Source organism: Hymenobacter nivis (assembly GCF_003149515.1).
Lineage (GTDB): Bacteria > Bacteroidota > Bacteroidia > Cytophagales > Hymenobacteraceae > Hymenobacter > Hymenobacter nivis.
The window spans coordinates 1,522,617-1,539,455 of record NZ_CP029145.1; the positions used below are offsets into that span (position 1 = coordinate 1,522,617).

A 16,839-nucleotide genomic window follows, 5' to 3' on the forward strand; every position below is an offset into this window, starting at 1 on the left:
CGCCCGATGCCGGACAGTAGCCCAGAGTGGGCCCTGCGGAATTGTTAACGTAGACAATACTGGGCTCAGCGGCAAAAGTCCGGGCTGGTGGACCGGATTTTTCCGTCGTCATACCAAACAGGAAACTAGCTAAGCCGATGGCCCCTATTTCACGTAGTCGGGACCAGCGGGGGAAACGTTTTTTCATCGGATAGGGAAACAGGTGCGAGGGCGTTAAATAAACCATGAAAACCTGCTACCAAGAGCATAGCTGGTCGGCGAGTAGGTAGCTTACGAAATGACTAACACAACCCCAACTACTTGGCTAAGTAAGCTGGAAAGTAGCGGTCCGTCTGCTTGCGTAGCTTTTTGTTACCCTGAGGTGGTCGGGTGCAAACAGACACCGGGCTAAGGTAGGTTGAAACGGTACTGGAGTTCGATTTCGAGCGGGGTACAGTAACCCAGGGCGGAGTGCAGCCGCTGGGTATTGCAGTAATGGTCCAGATACTCGGCCAGTTCCAAGCGGGCTTCTTCTAGATCGACAGAACAGGCTCCGCGAGGCAGCAATTCGGTTTTGAGGATGCTCCAGCCGCTCTCGACCAAGGCGTTATTATACAGGTTGCCGGGCCGACCTAAGCTCGCAGTGGCCTGGGTGCGGCCGAGTAGTCAGGTAAAGGCTTCGCTGGGGTACTGGCTGCTGCGGTCGGCGTGCACGAGCAGGCCGGGCGGGGGCTGGCAGACCGCAGTAGCCCGATTAAAAGCGCTTAGCATCAGGTCGGTATGCAGTGACTCGCTCACGTGCCAACCCACCGCCCGCTGGGAAAAGGCGTTACGCCAGTAGGTCAGGTAAGCCCAGTGCCCCGTTGCCAGGGCTAGGCAGGGGCTGTCGCCGACCCAAAGTTGATTGGGGGCCGTGGCCGCGGGCCAGCTGGCGAGTTTGTTGGCGGCAGCCACAGCCTACGGGGCTGCCTGGGTCGTGCGTGGGGGACGGGTAGTGGCGCGATGAGGGTGCACAAGCCGCTGGTAACCATCCGTCTCCGCAGGCGGCAACGACCCACCGCGTGGCCTTCGCGCTGGAGTGGGGCCCGCAGTCGACGCTGGCCATAGCGGTGGGCATGAGTGATAAAAACGTGTTGCGCGGCCACCTGCCAGGAGGCCACCGGAGCTGGAGAGCACTAAAAGACGTGGGACAGGGTCGTTACGCGTTCAGGAGTCTGTTCACTCCATTTCTACCTAAGCTAATCAAGCAATAGAACGGCCTCGTACTTTTCGGTGCCCTCGTCAATGATGTAGCTCCACACTGGATTTTATGTAAGAAAGATGAATAACATCGCCTATCACATTACTAATTTATCACGTAAATTTTATTAAATTATTTAATGTGACGTAATGATTATCATTTAGTTAGTGCGTCTTACAAATTGGTCCTGGAGTTAAATAATCGGTAAGTTTGTCTCGGTCACTCAATCTCCGATGCTACATATTTACCGTTTTTGCGCTGCTTTTTTGACCGTGCTGTTGTGCGGAGTAACCTTGACGGTTAGCGCGCAAAACCTTGGCCGATCCAACCTAGCAGCGCTACGCGGCACGGTGCGCGATGCCAAGACCGGCGATGTACTCATCGGGGTCAGCGTGGTGGTGCCGGCCACCCAGCAGGGCACGGCCACCGGCCTCGACGGCACCTTTGTGCTGCGAGAGCTGGCCCCCGGCCCGGTGGTAGTGCAAACCCGCAACCTCGGTTACGAGCTACAGACCCAAACGATAAGCCTGACGCCCGGCGCGACTCAAACCCTGGACTTCCAGCTAATCGCTACCGGCCACGAGCTAACGGAAGTAACGGTGACGGGCCAAGCCGACCGCGAGTCGGCCCAGAGCGCCCGGCGCGCGGAGCAGAAGGCCGATAATGTATTGAATATCATCTCGGCCCGCACCATTGAGCTGTCGCCCGACGTGACGGTGGGCAATGTGGTGCAGCGCGCCTCGGGCGTGTCGGTGGTGCGCAACTCGGGCGGCGATGGGCAGTACGCCATCATCCGGGGCATGGACCGGCGCTACAACTACACGCTGGTAAACGGCATCAAGATTCCCAGCCCCGACCCTAAGAACCGCTACGTACCGCTCGATATTTTCCCGGCCGAGCTGCTGGAGCGCCTCGAAGTTATCAAAGCCCTGACCCCCAACATGGAGGGCGACGCCATCGGCGGAGCCCTGAACATGGTGATGAAGTCGGCCCCCGACCACCTGGTGGTGGCGGCCACGGCGGCAGGCGGCTACAGCGACTTGTTTGCCACCCGGCCGTTTTCGGGCTTCTCCACCAGCAGCCTGCCCCAGCAGTCGCCGGGCCAGGCGAACGGCACCGACTATGCGGCCAAGCCCAGCGACTTTTCCAACACGCCGCTCAACTACTCCAGCGTGCAAGTGCCGGCAAACTCGCTTTTCGGGTTGACTATTGGCAACCGCACCCGCGACGGCAAGCTGGGCCTGCTGGTGGCGGGCAGCCTCCAGAATACCTACCGGGGCTCAGACCGCCTGTTTTACCGGCCGCTGGGCCAACCCAAGCCCGAGCCGCTGCCCAACACCTTCACCTTTGATGAGATACAGCGCCGCGAGTACTCGCTGCTGCAAAACCGCGCCGGCCTGCACGCCAAGCTCGACTACGCACCCAGCGCCCGCAACCGCCTCAGCCTGTACTCCTTGCTAGTGCGGCTGGACGATGCGCAGCACCGCCACATCACAACCAACGACCTGGGTACCGGCGGCGACGTACCCGTCAGCGACCAGTCGCGGTTTCAGCGCCAGCAATTGTGGTCCGAAACCTTGCAGGGCACCCACCAGCTGCTGCCGCGCTTCAGCCTGAGTTGGTCGGCGGTGTATGGCCGGGCTACGTTCGACACGCCCAACCAGACCGACATCACCATTGTGCGGGCCACGGCGGCCAACACCCAGCAGGGTACGTTTGTCTCGAATTCATCGCACCTCTGGCAGCACAGCCTCGACCAGGACGTAGCTGGCTACGCCAACCTGAGCTTCGCGGCCACGGACAAGCTGGAATTCACGGCCGGCGGACTGCTGCGCAACAAGGACCGCACCAGCACCTACGACTACTACGACCTCGATGCGGCCACCACCGGCACCGGCACCAACAACCGCCAGCCCTTCACCACTTACGACCAGGCACGCTTCGTCTTCAGCCTCGACAACGGCCAAGAGAAGAGCACCGATGGCAACAACTACGTAGCCAATGAGCGCATTGCGGCCGGCTACGCCCAGGCTAAAATATTGCTAGCCAATAAACTGCAAATTCTAGGCGGGGTGCGGTTCGAAAACACCAGCCAGCACTACGACTCGCAGCTACCGGCCACGCAGGTAGGCCGTAGCGGCAACATCAGCTACCTCGACGTGCTGCCGAGCGTGCATTTCAAGTACTTGCTGAACGAGCGCCAGAACCTGCGCCTCTCGTACTTCAAGGGCATCAGCCGGCCCAACCTGTTTGAGCTGGTGCCGGCCGTTACCAACCTCAACAACGACTACTACACCGAGGCTGGCAACCCCTACCTCAAACACACGCAGGCCGATAACCTTGACTTCCGCTACGAGCACTTTGGCCCGGCTGCCTCGCAGCTGCTGGCGGGCGTATTCTACAAAAACATCCAGAACCCGATTGAGTACGGCTTCGCGCAGGTAGCCAATAATACCTCGTACTACCAGCCGCAGAACTTCGGTAACGCCACTAATTTTGGAGCCGAGCTGGTGTTTACTAAGTACTTGCGCAACTGGGGGGTGAACGGCAACTACACCTACACGCACTCAAGCATCACGACCACCAAGCGCGTGTATTACCGCTCGGCCACTGACGGGCAGTACCACACGGTATCGCCCGACCAGCCGGCCACCGCCGAGTACCCTACCCCTCCCACCCAGACCCGCCCGCTGCAAGGCCAGAGCAACCACATTGCCAACCTGGCGCTGCTCTACCGCAGCGAGGCCACGGGCTTCCACGCCCAGGTGGCGGCCGTGTACACGGGCCGGCGCATCAACCTGGTTTCGCCCTATAAGGACCTCGACCAGTGGCAGCGGGCCACGACGCAGCTCGACTTTTCGGCCGAGCAGAAGCTGCCGGCGCACCTCACGGCCTTCCTGAAAGTGACCAACCTGCTGAATACGCCCACCGTGGTGGAGGTGCTGCAAGCGCCCACCGGCGGCCTGCTCACGGCCCCCGAGCAGAACAGCCCCAACCGCATTCTGGTGCAGCGCGACGTGTACAACCGCACCTACCTGCTGGGTCTGCGCTACCGCCTCAATTAAGCGCCTACCCCCCCTTTTTATTTCGTTCTCGTGAAGCGTTTTCTTCGACTGCTGGGCCTATCCGCGCTGCTGGTAACCAGTCTGGCCGGGGCTCGCTCGGCCCCCGGCCGGCCCTGGCCCCTACCCCCCACCGGCACGTTCACATTTGTGGCGCTGGGCGATATGCCCTACACGCTGCCCGCTGATTACGGGCGGTTTGAGAAGCTCATTGGGGCGATAAACCAGCAGCGGCCCACTTTTTCGGTGCACGTGGGCGATATTAAATCGGGCTCGACGCTGTGCACGGAGGAAATCTACGGCAAGGTGCTGACGGAATTTCGCACTTTCGAGCAGCCGCTGGTGTACACGCCCGGCGACAATGAGTGGACTGACTGCAACCGTGAAAAAGCGGGCCGCTACGACCCCGAGGAGCGCCTGGCGGTGGTGCGCAAGCTGTTCTTTCCCGACCACAACTCCTTCGGTAAGGCCAAGCTGGCGCTGACTACGCAGGCCCTGGACCCTGCATTTGCGGCCTACGTGGAAAACAACCGCTGGAGCACCGGCAACGTGGCCTTCGCCACGGTGCATTTGGTGGGCTCGAACAACAACTTCGTGCCCAACGACGCCAAAGGCCAGAACCGCGAGTTCTACGACCGCCAGAAGGCCAACCTAGCCTGGCTCGATGCAGTGTTTGCCGACGCGGCGGCGCAGAAGCGGCTGGGCGTGGTGCTCTTCACCCAGGCCGACATGTTCAGCCCGGCCAAGAACGCGAAGGACGCCGACGGCTTCACCGAAATTGTAGGGGCCCTGGCCCGGCACACGGTGGCCTTTGGCCGCCCGGTGCTGTTGGTAAACGGCGACTCGCACCGCCTCATCCTCGACAAGCCCTTGCCCAACCCGGCCTCGCCCAAGCAGGTGCTCCAAAATTTCACCCGCCTGCAAGTGCCCGGCGAGGCCGACGTGCAGGCCGTTCGCATCACCGTTGACCCCAGCCAACCCGCCCTGTTTTCGGTGCAGGAACTAGTAGTACCCGGTAATTAATTCTGATTTCCACCTTTTCTTTTTTTACTTTTACTACTTACCATGAACCTCTTAACAACTGCCGGGCGCGGCGCGGGCCTGCTGGCGCTGGCTTCCATGGGGCTGCTGACCTCGTGCAACAAGTCGAACGAAGACGTACAGCTCTCGACCCCGCCGCTGACCGTAGGCAAGGCCGTGGACAACAGCGCACCCATCGGGGGGCCCGTCAAGGGCACGATGAAGCAGGACCTGAGCTTCGAAGTAAACGCCGACGTAATTGTGAATGCCGGCGACACGCTGGTGATTCAGCCGGGGGTGAAGGTCAACTTCCTGGGTAACTACAACTTCGTGATTAAGGGCACGCTGCTCTCGCTGGGCACGGCGACCAAGCCGATTTACTTCGCACCCAAGAACTTCGTGCACACCGACCAAGTGGGCGCCGACCCGGCCACCGACCCGGCCTACCAGGGCAAGTGGGGCGGTATTTTGGGCGACGTGACCTGCTCGCTGATGGTGCTGAAATGGACGCACGTGGAAGGCGGTGGCGGCACGGTTATTACATCGCCCGTGTCGGCCGGCATTGCCAACAACAAGAATACCTACCCTATTTTTTTCCAGAATCCGCAGGGCGTGTTTGACTTGGAAGACTCGTGGGTGTACGGCGCGACCGACGACCCGGTTCGCATTCTGGGCGGCCGTATCAACGTGATGCGCAACACCTGGGAGAAAGGAGGCAAGACGGGCGGTGAGTACCTGAACATCAAGTCGGGCACTACCGGCAACATCGCCTACAACCTGTTCATCGGCTCGGCCACCAACGGCTCGAAAGCCTCGAACAACGGCGGCAAGAATCCGCAGACCAACATCTACATGTACAACAACACGTACGTGCACAACGGCTACCGCCGCACCTCGGCCGGCCGGGGCGGCTCCATTAACTACGAGGAGGGCTCGCGCGGGATGTACTACAATAACCTCATGGTCAATTGTAAGTACGGCCCGCGCGTGGTGGGCTCGGGCAATTACCTGGGCAATGTGCTGGTAGTTGCTGACACGGCAAACCTCAAGTACGGCAACAACCTGAACTACGTAGACTCGCTGGCCCAGACCAACGAAATCTACCCTACGTCCTTCCTAACCAAGCCCCAGGTGACCGACCTGCCGCTGCCCAGTTCCTTCCTGCCCACCGGCTACAAGTTGGGCCAAGTGTATAACGGCTCAGCCGCTATCGCCAAGAACAACCCGCAATTCGTGGGCTTCTCGCTACCATTTGCTGGTAAACGCCTGGCCGACGTGAACACGGTGGGTACCTACAACTTCCACCTGAGCAGCACCTCGCCGGTCATCGGCAAGGGAAATGCAACTTTCGCGCCGCTGGCTACTTCGCCGGCCATCCCGGTGAACGCCAACTACGGCGCCACGGCCATCAACCCGCCCAGCAAAGACCTGGGGGCCTACCCCACCGACGGCAGCGGCAACCAGCACTAAGCCCTTCGAAATCAGCCAAAAAATTGATCTTTCAGAACATCAGGCGGCGCTTGCCGGAGCATCTTTCCCGCGTCATTGAACAGTTCGATGGCGCGGGACGGCTTCGGCCGGCGCCGCACGACGTTCTTTTCCTGGGCCTTTTTTATGAAAATCCTTATCCCTTTAGCCGTTGGCCTACTAGCCGCGCTTGGCCTGGCAAGCTGCCACACGGGCCCCGACGCCATGCCCCAGCCCACGCCTAGCCCTGCCCCCGCCGCCGTGCGCGATACGCTGGCCTACTCCTTCGCCGTGCTGGGCTGCAACCGCGTCGACAACTCGGACCTTAACCTGGCCGCCAACCCCAGCACCGCCAACGTGCCCCAGCTCAACCAAACCTACACCGAGCTAGCGGCACTGAAGCCGGTGCCCGACTACTTGTTTTTTATGGGGGACATGGTGCTAGGCTACTCGCCCGATTCGGCCGTGATTGGCCATGAGCTGCGGGCCTGGGTACGGCTCTACCAGGCCGCGCCGCTGAGCCGCACCAGCATCCGGCTGGTGGCTATGCCCGGCAACCACGAGGTGATGAGCGGCAAAAACCAGCCCTCCTTCGCAGGGGCCGAGCTGGCCTGGCGCAACGCCATGCGGCCCTACATAGTAGGCAGTAACGGCCCCGGGGCCGGGGGCCCCGACCAGCTAGCCACCGACCAAAGCCGCCTCACCTACTCGTTCGACTACAAGAAATCGCACTTCGTGGTGCTGAACACCGACCCCGTGGGGGCCGAGGCCACCGTGCCGCTGGCCTGGCTCCAAACCGACCTGGCCGCCGCCCGGGCCAAGGGTAGCAAGCACTTATTTGCCTTTGGCCACAAGCCGGCGCTGCCCGCGCCGGGCGGCGACGGCCTCCGCAACGGCGGCAGCATGTGGGACGTGCTCGAAGCCAACCACGCCGAGGCCATGCTGGCGGCGCACAACCATTTGTATTTCCGCTCGCAGCAGCCCAACTACCACCCCTGGCAGGTTATCGCCGGCAACGGCGGCTCGGTACTCGACGCCAGCGCCTCGCCCAACAAACTTTTCTACGGCTACACGCTGGTTAAGGTCTTTACCAGCGGCAAGGTGAAGGCCTACAGCTACGGCCGCGACCTGCCCGCCAACGGCTACCTGGGCGCCGTTACTACCGCGACTCCCACTACTGTGCGTGACTCGGTGGACCTGACCTGGAAATAAGAAGGAAATTGGTACGGCACAGGATAGCCGGCCGCACTTAGGCCAGTAGCCCGGCCGACAAGCTGCCATTAGAGCCTATTAAAATTTACGGATAAGGTGTCGGATACTGGACAAATACAAGATGACTTCGGCGCTACTCGTTTCACATTCGTGGTCGCGGCTTAAGCGTCAGTCCCAGTGCAACCAACTGATGGAGCGTTCGACCACCCAACGCGTGAGTTGCGGGGTAAAGCCCCCGCGGCCGCTCAGGCCGGGGGCTGTTTCCGGCCGCCAGCCGCAGGGGGCCTAGGCCCATCCGGCCAGGGGGCGGCCGTCGTAGCCGGGTCGGTGAAGACGAGTTATAGCCGGCTAAATCCCTGCCGGTGCAGCTTTTCCAACACCGCCCGGCCGCCAATTCGGCCATTCTCGTTGGCCGGTCCCACATGGGCGGCCAGCAGCCGGCCGCCCGTACCGACGGCGAGCAGGCGCTTGCGGCCCCGGATTTTTTTGTGGCCATCAAAGCCCTTGTCCACTATGACGCGCTCGCTGCACTTGATGGATTGCGCGTCCACGACGGCGACGCTCGGGCTGGACTGGCCCAGCTCAACCAAGCATATGGCACGGCCTACCCCGAACAAACCGACCTGTCGGCAGGCTTCGACGACTACAGCGCCGGGGCTCAGCAGCTGGCGGGCGCGTACCCGGTGGCGGAAGCGCTGCCCACGCTGGCCGGGGTAGCCGAGGCCTCCGGTGGGCTGGCCATGGCATCGGAGCCGTACAGCAGCGAGCCGGGGCCCTTGATGATCTCGGCCCGGTCGATGCTGAACTCGTCGATTTCGATGCCGTGCTCGTCGCCCCACTGCTGGTCCTCCTGCTTGGCGCCGTTGTTCAGGGTCGTCACGCGGTTGTAGCCCAGCCCGCGCACCACCGGCTTGCTGATGGCGGCTCCAGTAGTAATCTGGCTTAGGCCCGGCGTGTGGGCGATGGCGTCAATCACGTTCGTGCCCGAAGTTTGGTTGAGGCGGGTGCGGTCGATGACGACGGTGGGCACGAGCGGCGCGCCTCAGTGGCCGCCGACACGCCCGTAACTACTACCTGGCCAATTTCGGTGGCCGCGGGGATGAGCTTCACGTCCAGCGGCTGGCCGGCGCCGGTGTCCACCGTCAGGCTCACGGTGGTATAGCCCAGCGAACGAATTTGCACCCCAAACCGGCCCCGCGGCAGGTTGGCGAAGCTGAAATTGCCGGGCCCGTCGGTAGCCGTGCCCTGCTTAAGGTCGGTGAAGAGCACGGTGGCTCCGAGCACGGTGGCTCCGGGCACGGCCTCGCCAGTGGCGGCGTCGGCGACGTGGCCGGCAAAGGCCGGGCCGGCCGCCGGCGGGGCGCGGGGCGCGGGGCGCGGGGCGCGGGGCGCGGGGGCCGCGGTTTGGGCCCCGGCCGGGCGGGGCGGGCCGCTTAGCAGCAAAGCGGCAGCGCATGGAGTCGATAGGGTAACGAAAGAATAAAAGAAGAAACGCCGGCGCTGACAAGAGCCTTTCTGCGAAAGAGGACCCCGGGGCCCTCCGACAGCAAACGCGGGAGAATCCTGGCCGGTGGCCAGCATTCTCCCGCGTTTACGCCAAAATTAACCAGAGCAGATGGACCAGCCGTGAAAGCTTACCCGGGCGTAAAGGCGGGCTTTCGCAGCCACTGCCCGCTGCCCGCCCACTACTCCTTACTTCTTGTCAGCCAGCATCTTTTTGTGCTCGGCCATCATGCTGGCGTGGTCGGCAACGAGCTTCTGGTGCTCCTGCTGAATCTGCTGGTCCTCCGCCTTCATCTGGTCGTGGTCCTGGCGCATTTGGGCTTCGGGCACGCCACCGGCCTCGTGTTTGGCTTCCAGCTCAGCATGCCGCGTTATCACGGCATCGTGGCGCTTGATTACGGCTTGGTGCTGCTGAATAAGGGCATCGTGGCGCTTTTCGAGGGCCTGAAAAGCGGGGGTCTTCTCAATGCCCGCCTGCTGGGCGGCGGCCAGCGCCTGGCGGTGGTCCTGTTCCATCACCGAGTCGGCGGTTTGCATGATGCGGTGGTCGGCCTCCAGCTTCTGGTGTTCGGTCACTAGGTCGGCGTGGGTGATGACGGGGGCCCCGGGGGCCCCAGCGGTGGTGGCGGCCGAGCCGTCGGGCTGGTCGGCCGCAGGCTTGCTGGCCGGGGAGCAGCCCCCGAGCGTGGCGGCCCCCAGGGCCAGAACCAGCGCGGCGGCCGGGAAGCGGTGGTGTACTGATTTCATGCGGCGGGGAATAAAAGGTAAAAGAAGGGGGATCAGCAAAAAGATGGTTTCCCAGGGGAAGTTGACTGCCGCGCCCGGCGGGCAAGAAAACCCCGGCCAGCGGCCGGGGCCTTCCCGCGATTTCTCCAAAACCAAACGGAGAAGCCCAGCGGCGGCCGCGCCAGCGCGGCCGCTGCGGTTGGGGCCCGCCCGGCCCCGAAGCGATGCTATTTGCCGAAGGCGAAGGCTAGGCCCAGCGAAGTGTTGAGGGCTGTGGGGGCCACTTTGGTTTGCAGGCGGCCGGCGTTGTTGGTGCGGTTGGCGTTGTCAATGCTCAGGTCGCCGGTGCCGAGGTAGTCGGCGCGCAGCACCACGCCCAAGTGGTCGGTGAGGGCGTAGTGCAGGCCCAGGCCGGCCTGGTAGCCAAACACAGTGCTCGTCGAGCTAGTCTGCTTGAGTAGTGTCTGGTCATTGTCTTCAAGCTGCACGGTGTAGGTGGGCGTGCTGATGCTGTGTACGAGGCCCACCAACCCACGCACTTCCAGCTTGAGCTTATCGCTGCCAAGCGGCAGCAGGAACGTAGGGCCCACCATCGCCGTGAGGCGGCGGTAGCGATTGTCGCTGCGCAGGGTGCTCTCGTCCACCCCGAAACCGTCGGTGAAGCCGGCGCCGATTTTGGCCAGGTCATCGGCTTTCAGGCGGCCGTTGTCGGTGAAGGCCACTTGGCCGGCCAAGCCCACGATGCCCCCCCCGAAGAAGTACGCCCCGTCGAGGGCCCCGTGGAAGCCGGTTTTGGCGAAGCCCGCCGAGTTGTTGTAGTAGTCAGCCTTGCCAAAATCGCCGAGGGCAAACGAGGCCCCGGCGTTCAGGCCTACGTAGCTTTTGTTGGGCCCCTGGGCTGCAGCGGCCAGCGGCAGGGCCAGCGCAGCGCTTAATAAAACAGCTAAGAATTTCATATTAGAACAAAGAAAAAAAGTGAAAAGCCGGGACTACTGAATTGTCACGTTCAAGCCTACGTCGAGGTCCGTCGAGCCGGGGGCGTAAGTGCCATCCTTGGTATTGGGCTGGTGGCGCAGCACCACGCGCAGGTAGCCAGTGCTGGCGGCCCCCGTTTTAAAACTGGTTTTCAGGCCCAGTGGTAGCGGTGGGCTGTTGGTGTCCACGTCGGTGGTCGTTACCGTCAGGTTGAGCGGCGTCGTGCTGGGGAGCGGCGTCGGAATGGGCGTAGGGTAAGTATCTGCACCGGTCGGAGCCGGAATCACGTAGGACTGGTTGGTCGGCAGCGGCTGGTAAAAGAAGTGGTGGTACGTAGTGCGCGACTCGCCGATTTCCTTGCCCACATCGAAAGTGGGGGTCTGGCTCTTGTCGAGCACGCCGAGCTGGCCGGTATAGGTAGCGTTAGCCTTCAGGGCGAGGTTGGCCTTGCTCACGTCGGGGGGCAGGGGCTGGCCTTTGTTGTCGAGCAGCTGCTCCCACTGAGCCGTTACCACATCGGACGGGTTAGCGGTGTTGGTCAGCGTGAGGATGGTAGTAGTCAGGGCCTCGTTGGCGATGGTCGGGGCCACTACTTCTTCGCTTTTGCTGCACCCGGCCGCAACGGCCAGCAGCAGCGCAGCCGACAACAGGCGGGCCGCCGGCTTAAACAGGGGAATTGATTGGGTTTTCATGATTTTAATAATGGGTGAATGGGTGAAGGGGTAATTGTGAAAAAAACTGGTTGGGCAGGGCCCATTTTTACTTAAAGCCGAAGGGCACGCGCAGGCGCAGCTGCACGTTGCGGCCCAGGTCGGCGGCGTAGTAGCGGAAGCGGTTGAGGTAATCGCGGTACTCGGCGTTGAGCAGGTTGGTGGCGCTCAGGCTCACCTCCACGGGCTGGCGGCCCAGATGCAGCGTAGTGCCGGCCGCTGCGCCCCACAGCACGTAGCCTGCGGGCGGCGAGGCATAGTCGCCATTCAGCGGGGCGCGGGTCTGGCGGGCCACTACCAGGTTATTTAGCTCCAGGTAGGGGCCGGTGGCGGGGCCCCCAAACGTATAGCGCAGGCTAGTTTGCAGCCGCTGGGGCGGGGCGTAGATGAGGTAGTCGTGGGCTGTCTGGTTATAGGCCCACAGCAGCGAGAGCGCCGCGCTGGCTGTTAGGGCCGGCACGGGCCGGTAGCTGGCGTGCGCGTCTAGGCCCCGGAAAATCGCGTTGGTCTGCACGTATTCGAATACCGGATAGGCCCCACGCACCGTGCGGATGTAGCGCAGCGCAGGCTGTAAAAAGACGTAATTCTGAATGTAATTGACGTAGCCGCCCACCTCCGCTTCTACCCGGGGCCCAGCGTAGTTCAGGCTCACCGTGCCGTTGTAAGCCTGCTCGCGAGTGAGGTTGGGGTCGCCCTGCTCGTAGGTGGCCGCGCTCTGGTGCACGCCGGCCGCATACAGCTCATTCACGGTGGGGGGGCGCCAGGCCGTGCCCAAGTTAGCGTTCAGCGTCAAGCCGTTGCCCAGGTCCAGCACGCCGCCCAGCGTGCCCGTCACGGCCTGGTAAATGGTAGTAGGCGTTTCCACCTGCACCGTATTGTTGTTCAGGAAAAAGGCCCGCAGCCAGCGGTAGTCGTAGCGCAGGCCGGCTTCGAGCGTGAGCCGCTCGCCGGTATGCTTGCCCAGCGCGTACACCCCGGCTCCGTAGTTGCGAAAATTCGGAATTAGGAACTCGTACTGCCGCACGTTGGCCTGCGTCGAGCCGGCCGCGCCCACCGTGGCGCTCCAGGCCGGGGCTTTCGGGGTGGTCCAGGCCAGGTCCAGGGTGTGGGTAGTGAGGCTGAGGAACAGGTCGGGTACGTCGCCCAACGCGGGGTTGTAGGGAATCTGGTCGCCATACTCCGAACGGGCATCGGTCTGGCGGGCAAACGTGGCTTCCAGCCGGCCGGCGCGGGCGAGGTCGGCGCGGGCCTGCACCTTCAGCAGCTCGTGCACCACGGCCTGGTAGGGCCGGCCCACGGCGTACGAAAAGGCATCGGGCGTCAGGGGCCGGTCGCGGGCAATGGCGGCCGTCAGGTCGGTAATCGAGCCGTTTTCCGCCCCCGAAAAAATACCCAGCTTGGTATCGAATCGGCTAAAAAACACCTCCCCGCCCACCCGGCCACGGTGGTAGCCCAGTGCCGCCGAAAAGTTCTGCTCGCGCAGGCCCGTGTTGTTGAGGTAATAGTGCGCCGTTTGGGCGTTGCCGGCCCCGCGCAACGTGCCTTGCAGCCGGGCGCTGAGGCCCCGAAACGCGCTGGTGCTATCAGTCACGGCCGTTTGCACGAAGCCCGAAGCGGCCCCGCCCCGCCCATTGCTCAGGCCCACCAAGTTCAGCTCGCCGCTTACGCCGGCCGTGTCGGGCAGGGCGGCGGGCTCCACCAGCACCACGCCGCCGATGGCATCGGCCCCGTAGCGGATGCTGGCCGCGCCCTTGATCACGCTCAGGCGGGTGGCGGTGAACGGGTCGATTTCCGGGGCGTGGTCGTTGGCCCACTGCTGCCCTTCCTGCCGTACGCCGTTGTTGAGGATCAGCACCCGGTTGCCGTACAGCCCGTGGATGACGGGCTTGGAAATCGTGGGGCCCGTCTGGATGCTGTACACTCCGGTGATGCCTTTCAGCGACTCGCCCAAACTCAAGCCCCGGGTCTCGGCCAGGGCCCGGCCGCTCAGCGTTTCCTGGCTTTGGCTGACGAGCGGCCGGGTTTCCTTTTCGCCCAGCACGCGCACTTCCTTCAACTGCTGGGCGTCGGCTTTCAGACTGATGTCGCGGTTGAGGGAGCCCTTTAGCGTCAGCGCAATCACTACTTCGCCGTAGCCCACGAAGGATGCCCGCAGGTGGTAGGCCCCGGCGCACAGGCCATGGAAATGGTAGTGGCCGTCAGGGTCGGCGGCTTCGCCGCCAGCTAGCTCGTCGAGGCGCAGCACGGCTCCCGGCAGGGCCTCGCCGGTGCGCTGGTCGGTGATACGGCCGGCCAGCGATAGTGCACAGGGCGCGGCGGTCGGGGCGGTTTGCGCTCGGCCGGGCAGGGCCAACAAGCCCATCAGTGCCACGCCCAGCCACGCCGCGACGCGGCCCGGCGGGCAGGAAACAATTTCCATCAATCAGGTACCGAATGCCGCGCCAGCGCGGCGTAAGCATGAGCCTACCCTTTGACCGCGGCGCAGTCGGGGCAGGGCCTCGTGCAACTCTCTTAAGAAGCCGGGGAGCCGCTTAGGCGGCCGGGGGCCCGCGCAATTGTGCGGTCTGGCGGGCAATCCAGGGCGCGGTGGCCACAGTGGGCACGGGCGCGGTGGCAAAGCACGGACGCACGGCCGGCACAGGCATCACCATCGGCACGCTGGCCAGAAACGGCACGTCGTAGAGGTGTTCGACCTGGCAGTGCTGGTGCTGGCCGCTCAGCAGCGCATGGTGCTGGTGCCGAAAGGCGGCGGTCTGTGCCGGCTCGTCGGCGGTGTGGGCGTGCGCGTGCAAGGCTAATACCCACGATTCCGGCAGCAGCGTCCGCGTAAGGCAGAGCAGCAACAGTAGGGCGATATGGGAACGCAGGGCGGACACGGAGCAAAGATGGGGCAAACGGGGCGAATAGTAACGCAACGTGGTGGCAAAACGGCTGTCGGGCCACTGCGGGCGTGTAGCGTAATTTGAGCAGAAAGGTTACCCGTTCCGCATTTATGGCTTCACTCGCTGAGGCATCAGATCGGGCAGTGGGGCGCGGTCACGCACGTAGCGGTCGAGCCAGTCGAAGAGCAGGTAGTCGCGGAGCGGGTCGCCGCGCAGGCCGTGGGTGCCACTTTCCATCAGCACAAAGCGGGCGAGGCACTTAAGGGCGTAGAGTTTTTGCGCCAGTGCTAGGGCAGCATCCGTCCGCCAGTCGGCACCGCCCTGCATAATGAGCAGCGGCGTCGTTTTGCAAATCTTTTCGGGCCAGTAGAACGGGCTACTTAGGGCCAGCTGCCGCTGCTTGTCGCGCCGGTAGTTAGGGATGAGGCAGGTGTAGATTCCCTACTTAAACCCTTCGCCGTCGGGGCGTTGCAGCGCGGCAAGCGCGCCCAGGACCCCACTGTTGACGATGGCCGCGCGGATGTACCGCTCGGAGCGCAGCAACTGCAAGGCATTCAGGCCGCCCCAACTAATGCCGTAGAGGCCGAGGCGGCTGGTGTCGGCCTTAGGTAACTGAGCCAAGGCCGGAATGCAGCTGATGACGTCGAGGGTATCGGCCCCGCCGAATTCGTCTTTGCCCTCGCTACCGGGCGTGCCGCGCAGCTGGGAGGCGATGAGAACGTAGCCGTGCTGGGCAATGCCGGCCAGCACTGTGGTAGGGTAGCTTCAACTGGCGGAACTGTTCGTAGCCGCCGCGGCAGAAGATGACGCAGGGATACTTACCCGGCTTTTGAGCTGCATCACGCAGCCCTGGATTTTGAGCCCCCCGCTCAGGTAGGTGATGGCCAGGGTTTCGATTTACTCGAACACCTGTCGGATGCGCGGCGCGGCGCGGATGCGCTGGGTTTGCAGGCTGTCGGAACAGCGCACGGGGCCTGGCACAGGATTTCGCCGTTTTGGGCCCCGGCGGCGTAGGCCAGTAGCCCGGCGAGGAAGAGCAGGAATAGCTTTCGCATGCAGAAAAGCGGGTTGGTTGGATGGCCGAGCTCCAATTGCCGGATGGGGGGCGGAGGCAGTCAGGCCCGGGCTGCCGGCTGCGCGGGGCACTGCCTGGCTGTGCAACGCCGGCAGTGCCGCAGGTTCAGCAAGTGCGTGGCGATGAGGCCGGCCGACGCGGCGTACTGCGCGGCTTCGATCCCCGGCCAGCGCCCCTTGAGCAGCACGGCCGCCCCAAATAGCCCAAGAAAGCTCTACAACGCCCCGCGCAGGCCCGACGACGACGTGCGCCGGGTGGCCAGGCCCACCAGTAGCACGCTCAGCAACAGAAAAGCCACGTCCCAGCCTTTGGACAGGGCCGCGCCCGTGCCCGCGAAAAGCACCAGCAGCAGCGGCCCGGCGGCGCAGTGCACCAGGCACAGGCCGGCGTTGAGCACCCCACCGTAGTCGGCGGCCTGGCGCAGCCACGAGCTTTTGGGTACCAATAGTAAAAATTCAGACGTTTCAGGGGCCATACAGCGATAATAAAAACTGGGGAAATGACGTGCGAAAGAGTAGCGCGGGGGCCCGGTAGGCCTCAGCCAGCCAGCCGGCAGAGCTGGCAAGTGCCCACGAGCAGGTAGTCGCGCCGCTCGGCCCAAAAGCCGTCAGGCAGCTGCACCGCCGGAATGGGTACCTGGTTGAGGCAGTAGGTGCGGCGGCACACCCCACACTTGAAGTGCACGTGGTTGTCGAAATGCGCCCTGGCGGTGCATTCGATAGAGCAAGCCGCGTAGCGCAACCCGTCGGCATCGTCGGGCACGCGATGGACCAGGCCGTGTTCTTCGAAGCTTTTAAGGGTACGGTACAGGGTCACGCGGTCGATGCCGCCGCTGATTTCCCGTTCCACCTCGGCCCCGGTGAGGGCGTAGCCCCGGCCCGAAAGCAGGGCCAGCACGGCCCGGCGCGCAGGTGTTTCGCGTAACCCGTGGCGGACAAGGGTGTGGGCCAGGCGGTCGGGAAGAACGGGTGGGGCGGGTAGCATATCG

At 63.4% G+C, this 16,839-nt stretch carries 19 protein-coding genes; 4 read left to right on the top strand and 15 right to left on the bottom strand.

The genetic code is table 11. The features are described 5' to 3' along the window. Positions 1-387 precede the first annotated feature (387 nt). From DDQ68_RS24655 to DDQ68_RS24660, 3 genes are all read right to left on the bottom strand, one after another. Positions 388-582, bottom strand: coding sequence for an integrase core domain-containing protein (locus DDQ68_RS24655; RefSeq protein WP_369076531.1), 195 nt, complete (start codon positions 580-582; stop codon positions 388-390). A gap of 63 nt (positions 583-645) precedes the next feature. After that, positions 646-933 carry a DDE-type integrase/transposase/recombinase gene (locus DDQ68_RS06620; protein WP_109655594.1) on the bottom strand — a complete coding sequence of 96 codons (288 nt, stop codon included), beginning with the start codon at positions 931-933 and terminating at the stop codon, positions 646-648. Continuing rightward, positions 852-1,139, bottom strand: a complete 288-nt coding sequence (locus DDQ68_RS24660; protein ID WP_109655595.1) for an IS3 family transposase — start codon at positions 1,137-1,139, stop codon at positions 852-854. Before DDQ68_RS24660 ends, DDQ68_RS06620 begins: the two co-directional genes overlap by 82 nt. Before the next feature lie 352 nt (positions 1,140-1,491). Between DDQ68_RS24660 and DDQ68_RS06630 the strand changes: the two genes are divergently transcribed. The 4 genes from DDQ68_RS06630 to DDQ68_RS06645 all read left to right on the top strand — a co-directional run bounded on the left by DDQ68_RS06630 (position 1,492) and on the right by DDQ68_RS06645 (position 7,980). Then, a complete protein-coding gene (locus DDQ68_RS06630; protein WP_245897426.1) occupies positions 1,492-4,284 on the top strand; it encodes a TonB-dependent receptor in 2,793 nt (930 codons plus the stop codon). A gap of 30 nt (positions 4,285-4,314) precedes the next feature. Next, on the top strand, positions 4,315-5,304 hold the full coding sequence (locus DDQ68_RS06635; RefSeq protein WP_109655597.1) for a hypothetical protein: 990 nt from the start codon (positions 4,315-4,317) through the stop codon (positions 5,302-5,304). Between the two features lie 42 nt (positions 5,305-5,346). Further along, on the top strand, positions 5,347-6,771 hold the full coding sequence (locus DDQ68_RS06640; protein ID WP_109655598.1) for a hypothetical protein: 1,425 nt from the start codon (positions 5,347-5,349) through the stop codon (positions 6,769-6,771). Between the two features lie 144 nt (positions 6,772-6,915). Further along, on the top strand, positions 6,916-7,980 hold the full coding sequence (locus DDQ68_RS06645; RefSeq protein WP_162549904.1) for a metallophosphoesterase family protein: 1,065 nt from the start codon (positions 6,916-6,918) through the stop codon (positions 7,978-7,980). Positions 7,981-8,318: 338 nt separating this feature from the next. Here DDQ68_RS06645 and DDQ68_RS06650 read toward each other — a convergent pair whose 3' ends face one another. The 12 genes from DDQ68_RS06650 to DDQ68_RS06705 form a co-directional block, all read right to left on the bottom strand. After that, positions 8,319-8,570, bottom strand: coding sequence for a transposase (locus tag DDQ68_RS06650; RefSeq protein ID WP_109655600.1), 252 nt, complete (start codon positions 8,568-8,570; stop codon positions 8,319-8,321). 68 nt (positions 8,571-8,638) lie between these two features. Continuing rightward, entirely contained in the window at positions 8,639-9,010 is a 372-nt protein-coding gene (locus DDQ68_RS06655) for a TonB-dependent receptor plug domain-containing protein (protein WP_109655601.1), read from the bottom strand. Further along, the gene (locus tag DDQ68_RS06660; RefSeq protein WP_162549905.1) at positions 8,953-9,423 is read right to left on the bottom strand and encodes a carboxypeptidase-like regulatory domain-containing protein; all 471 of its coding nucleotides are present in this window, start codon (positions 9,421-9,423) and stop codon (positions 8,953-8,955) included. Before DDQ68_RS06660 ends, DDQ68_RS06655 begins: the two co-directional genes overlap by 58 nt. Before the next feature lie 249 nt (positions 9,424-9,672). Beyond that, the gene (locus DDQ68_RS06665) at positions 9,673-10,230 is read right to left on the bottom strand and encodes a hypothetical protein (RefSeq protein ID WP_109655603.1); all 558 of its coding nucleotides are present in this window, start codon (positions 10,228-10,230) and stop codon (positions 9,673-9,675) included. A 206-nt stretch (positions 10,231-10,436) separates the two neighbouring features. Then, a complete protein-coding gene (locus DDQ68_RS06670) occupies positions 10,437-11,165 on the bottom strand; it encodes an outer membrane beta-barrel protein (RefSeq protein WP_109655604.1) in 729 nt (242 codons plus the stop codon). Positions 11,166-11,198: 33 nt separating this feature from the next. Further along, a complete protein-coding gene (locus tag DDQ68_RS06675; RefSeq protein WP_109655605.1) occupies positions 11,199-11,876 on the bottom strand; it encodes a hypothetical protein in 678 nt (225 codons plus the stop codon). A 67-nt stretch (positions 11,877-11,943) separates the two neighbouring features. Beyond that, on the bottom strand, positions 11,944-14,313 hold the full coding sequence (locus tag DDQ68_RS06680) for a TonB-dependent receptor (RefSeq protein ID WP_245897353.1): 2,370 nt from the start codon (positions 14,311-14,313) through the stop codon (positions 11,944-11,946). Positions 14,314-14,425: 112 nt separating this feature from the next. After that, positions 14,426-14,770: a hypothetical protein gene (locus tag DDQ68_RS06685; protein ID WP_109655606.1), complete on the bottom strand. Its 345-nt coding sequence runs from the start codon at positions 14,768-14,770 to the stop codon at positions 14,426-14,428. 114 nt (positions 14,771-14,884) lie between these two features. Then, entirely contained in the window at positions 14,885-15,103 is a 219-nt protein-coding gene (locus DDQ68_RS06690; protein WP_109655607.1) for a hypothetical protein, read from the bottom strand. 114 nt (positions 15,104-15,217) lie between these two features. After that, positions 15,218-15,526, bottom strand: coding sequence for an alpha/beta hydrolase family protein (locus DDQ68_RS06695; RefSeq protein ID WP_109655608.1), 309 nt, complete (start codon positions 15,524-15,526; stop codon positions 15,218-15,220). A 539-nt stretch (positions 15,527-16,065) separates the two neighbouring features. After that, entirely contained in the window at positions 16,066-16,326 is a 261-nt protein-coding gene (locus DDQ68_RS06700; RefSeq protein ID WP_109655609.1) for a MerC family mercury resistance protein, read from the bottom strand. A gap of 62 nt (positions 16,327-16,388) precedes the next feature. Then, positions 16,389-16,835, bottom strand: coding sequence for a Fur family transcriptional regulator (locus tag DDQ68_RS06705; protein ID WP_109655610.1), 447 nt, complete (start codon positions 16,833-16,835; stop codon positions 16,389-16,391). Positions 16,836-16,839: the final 4 nt, after the last annotated feature.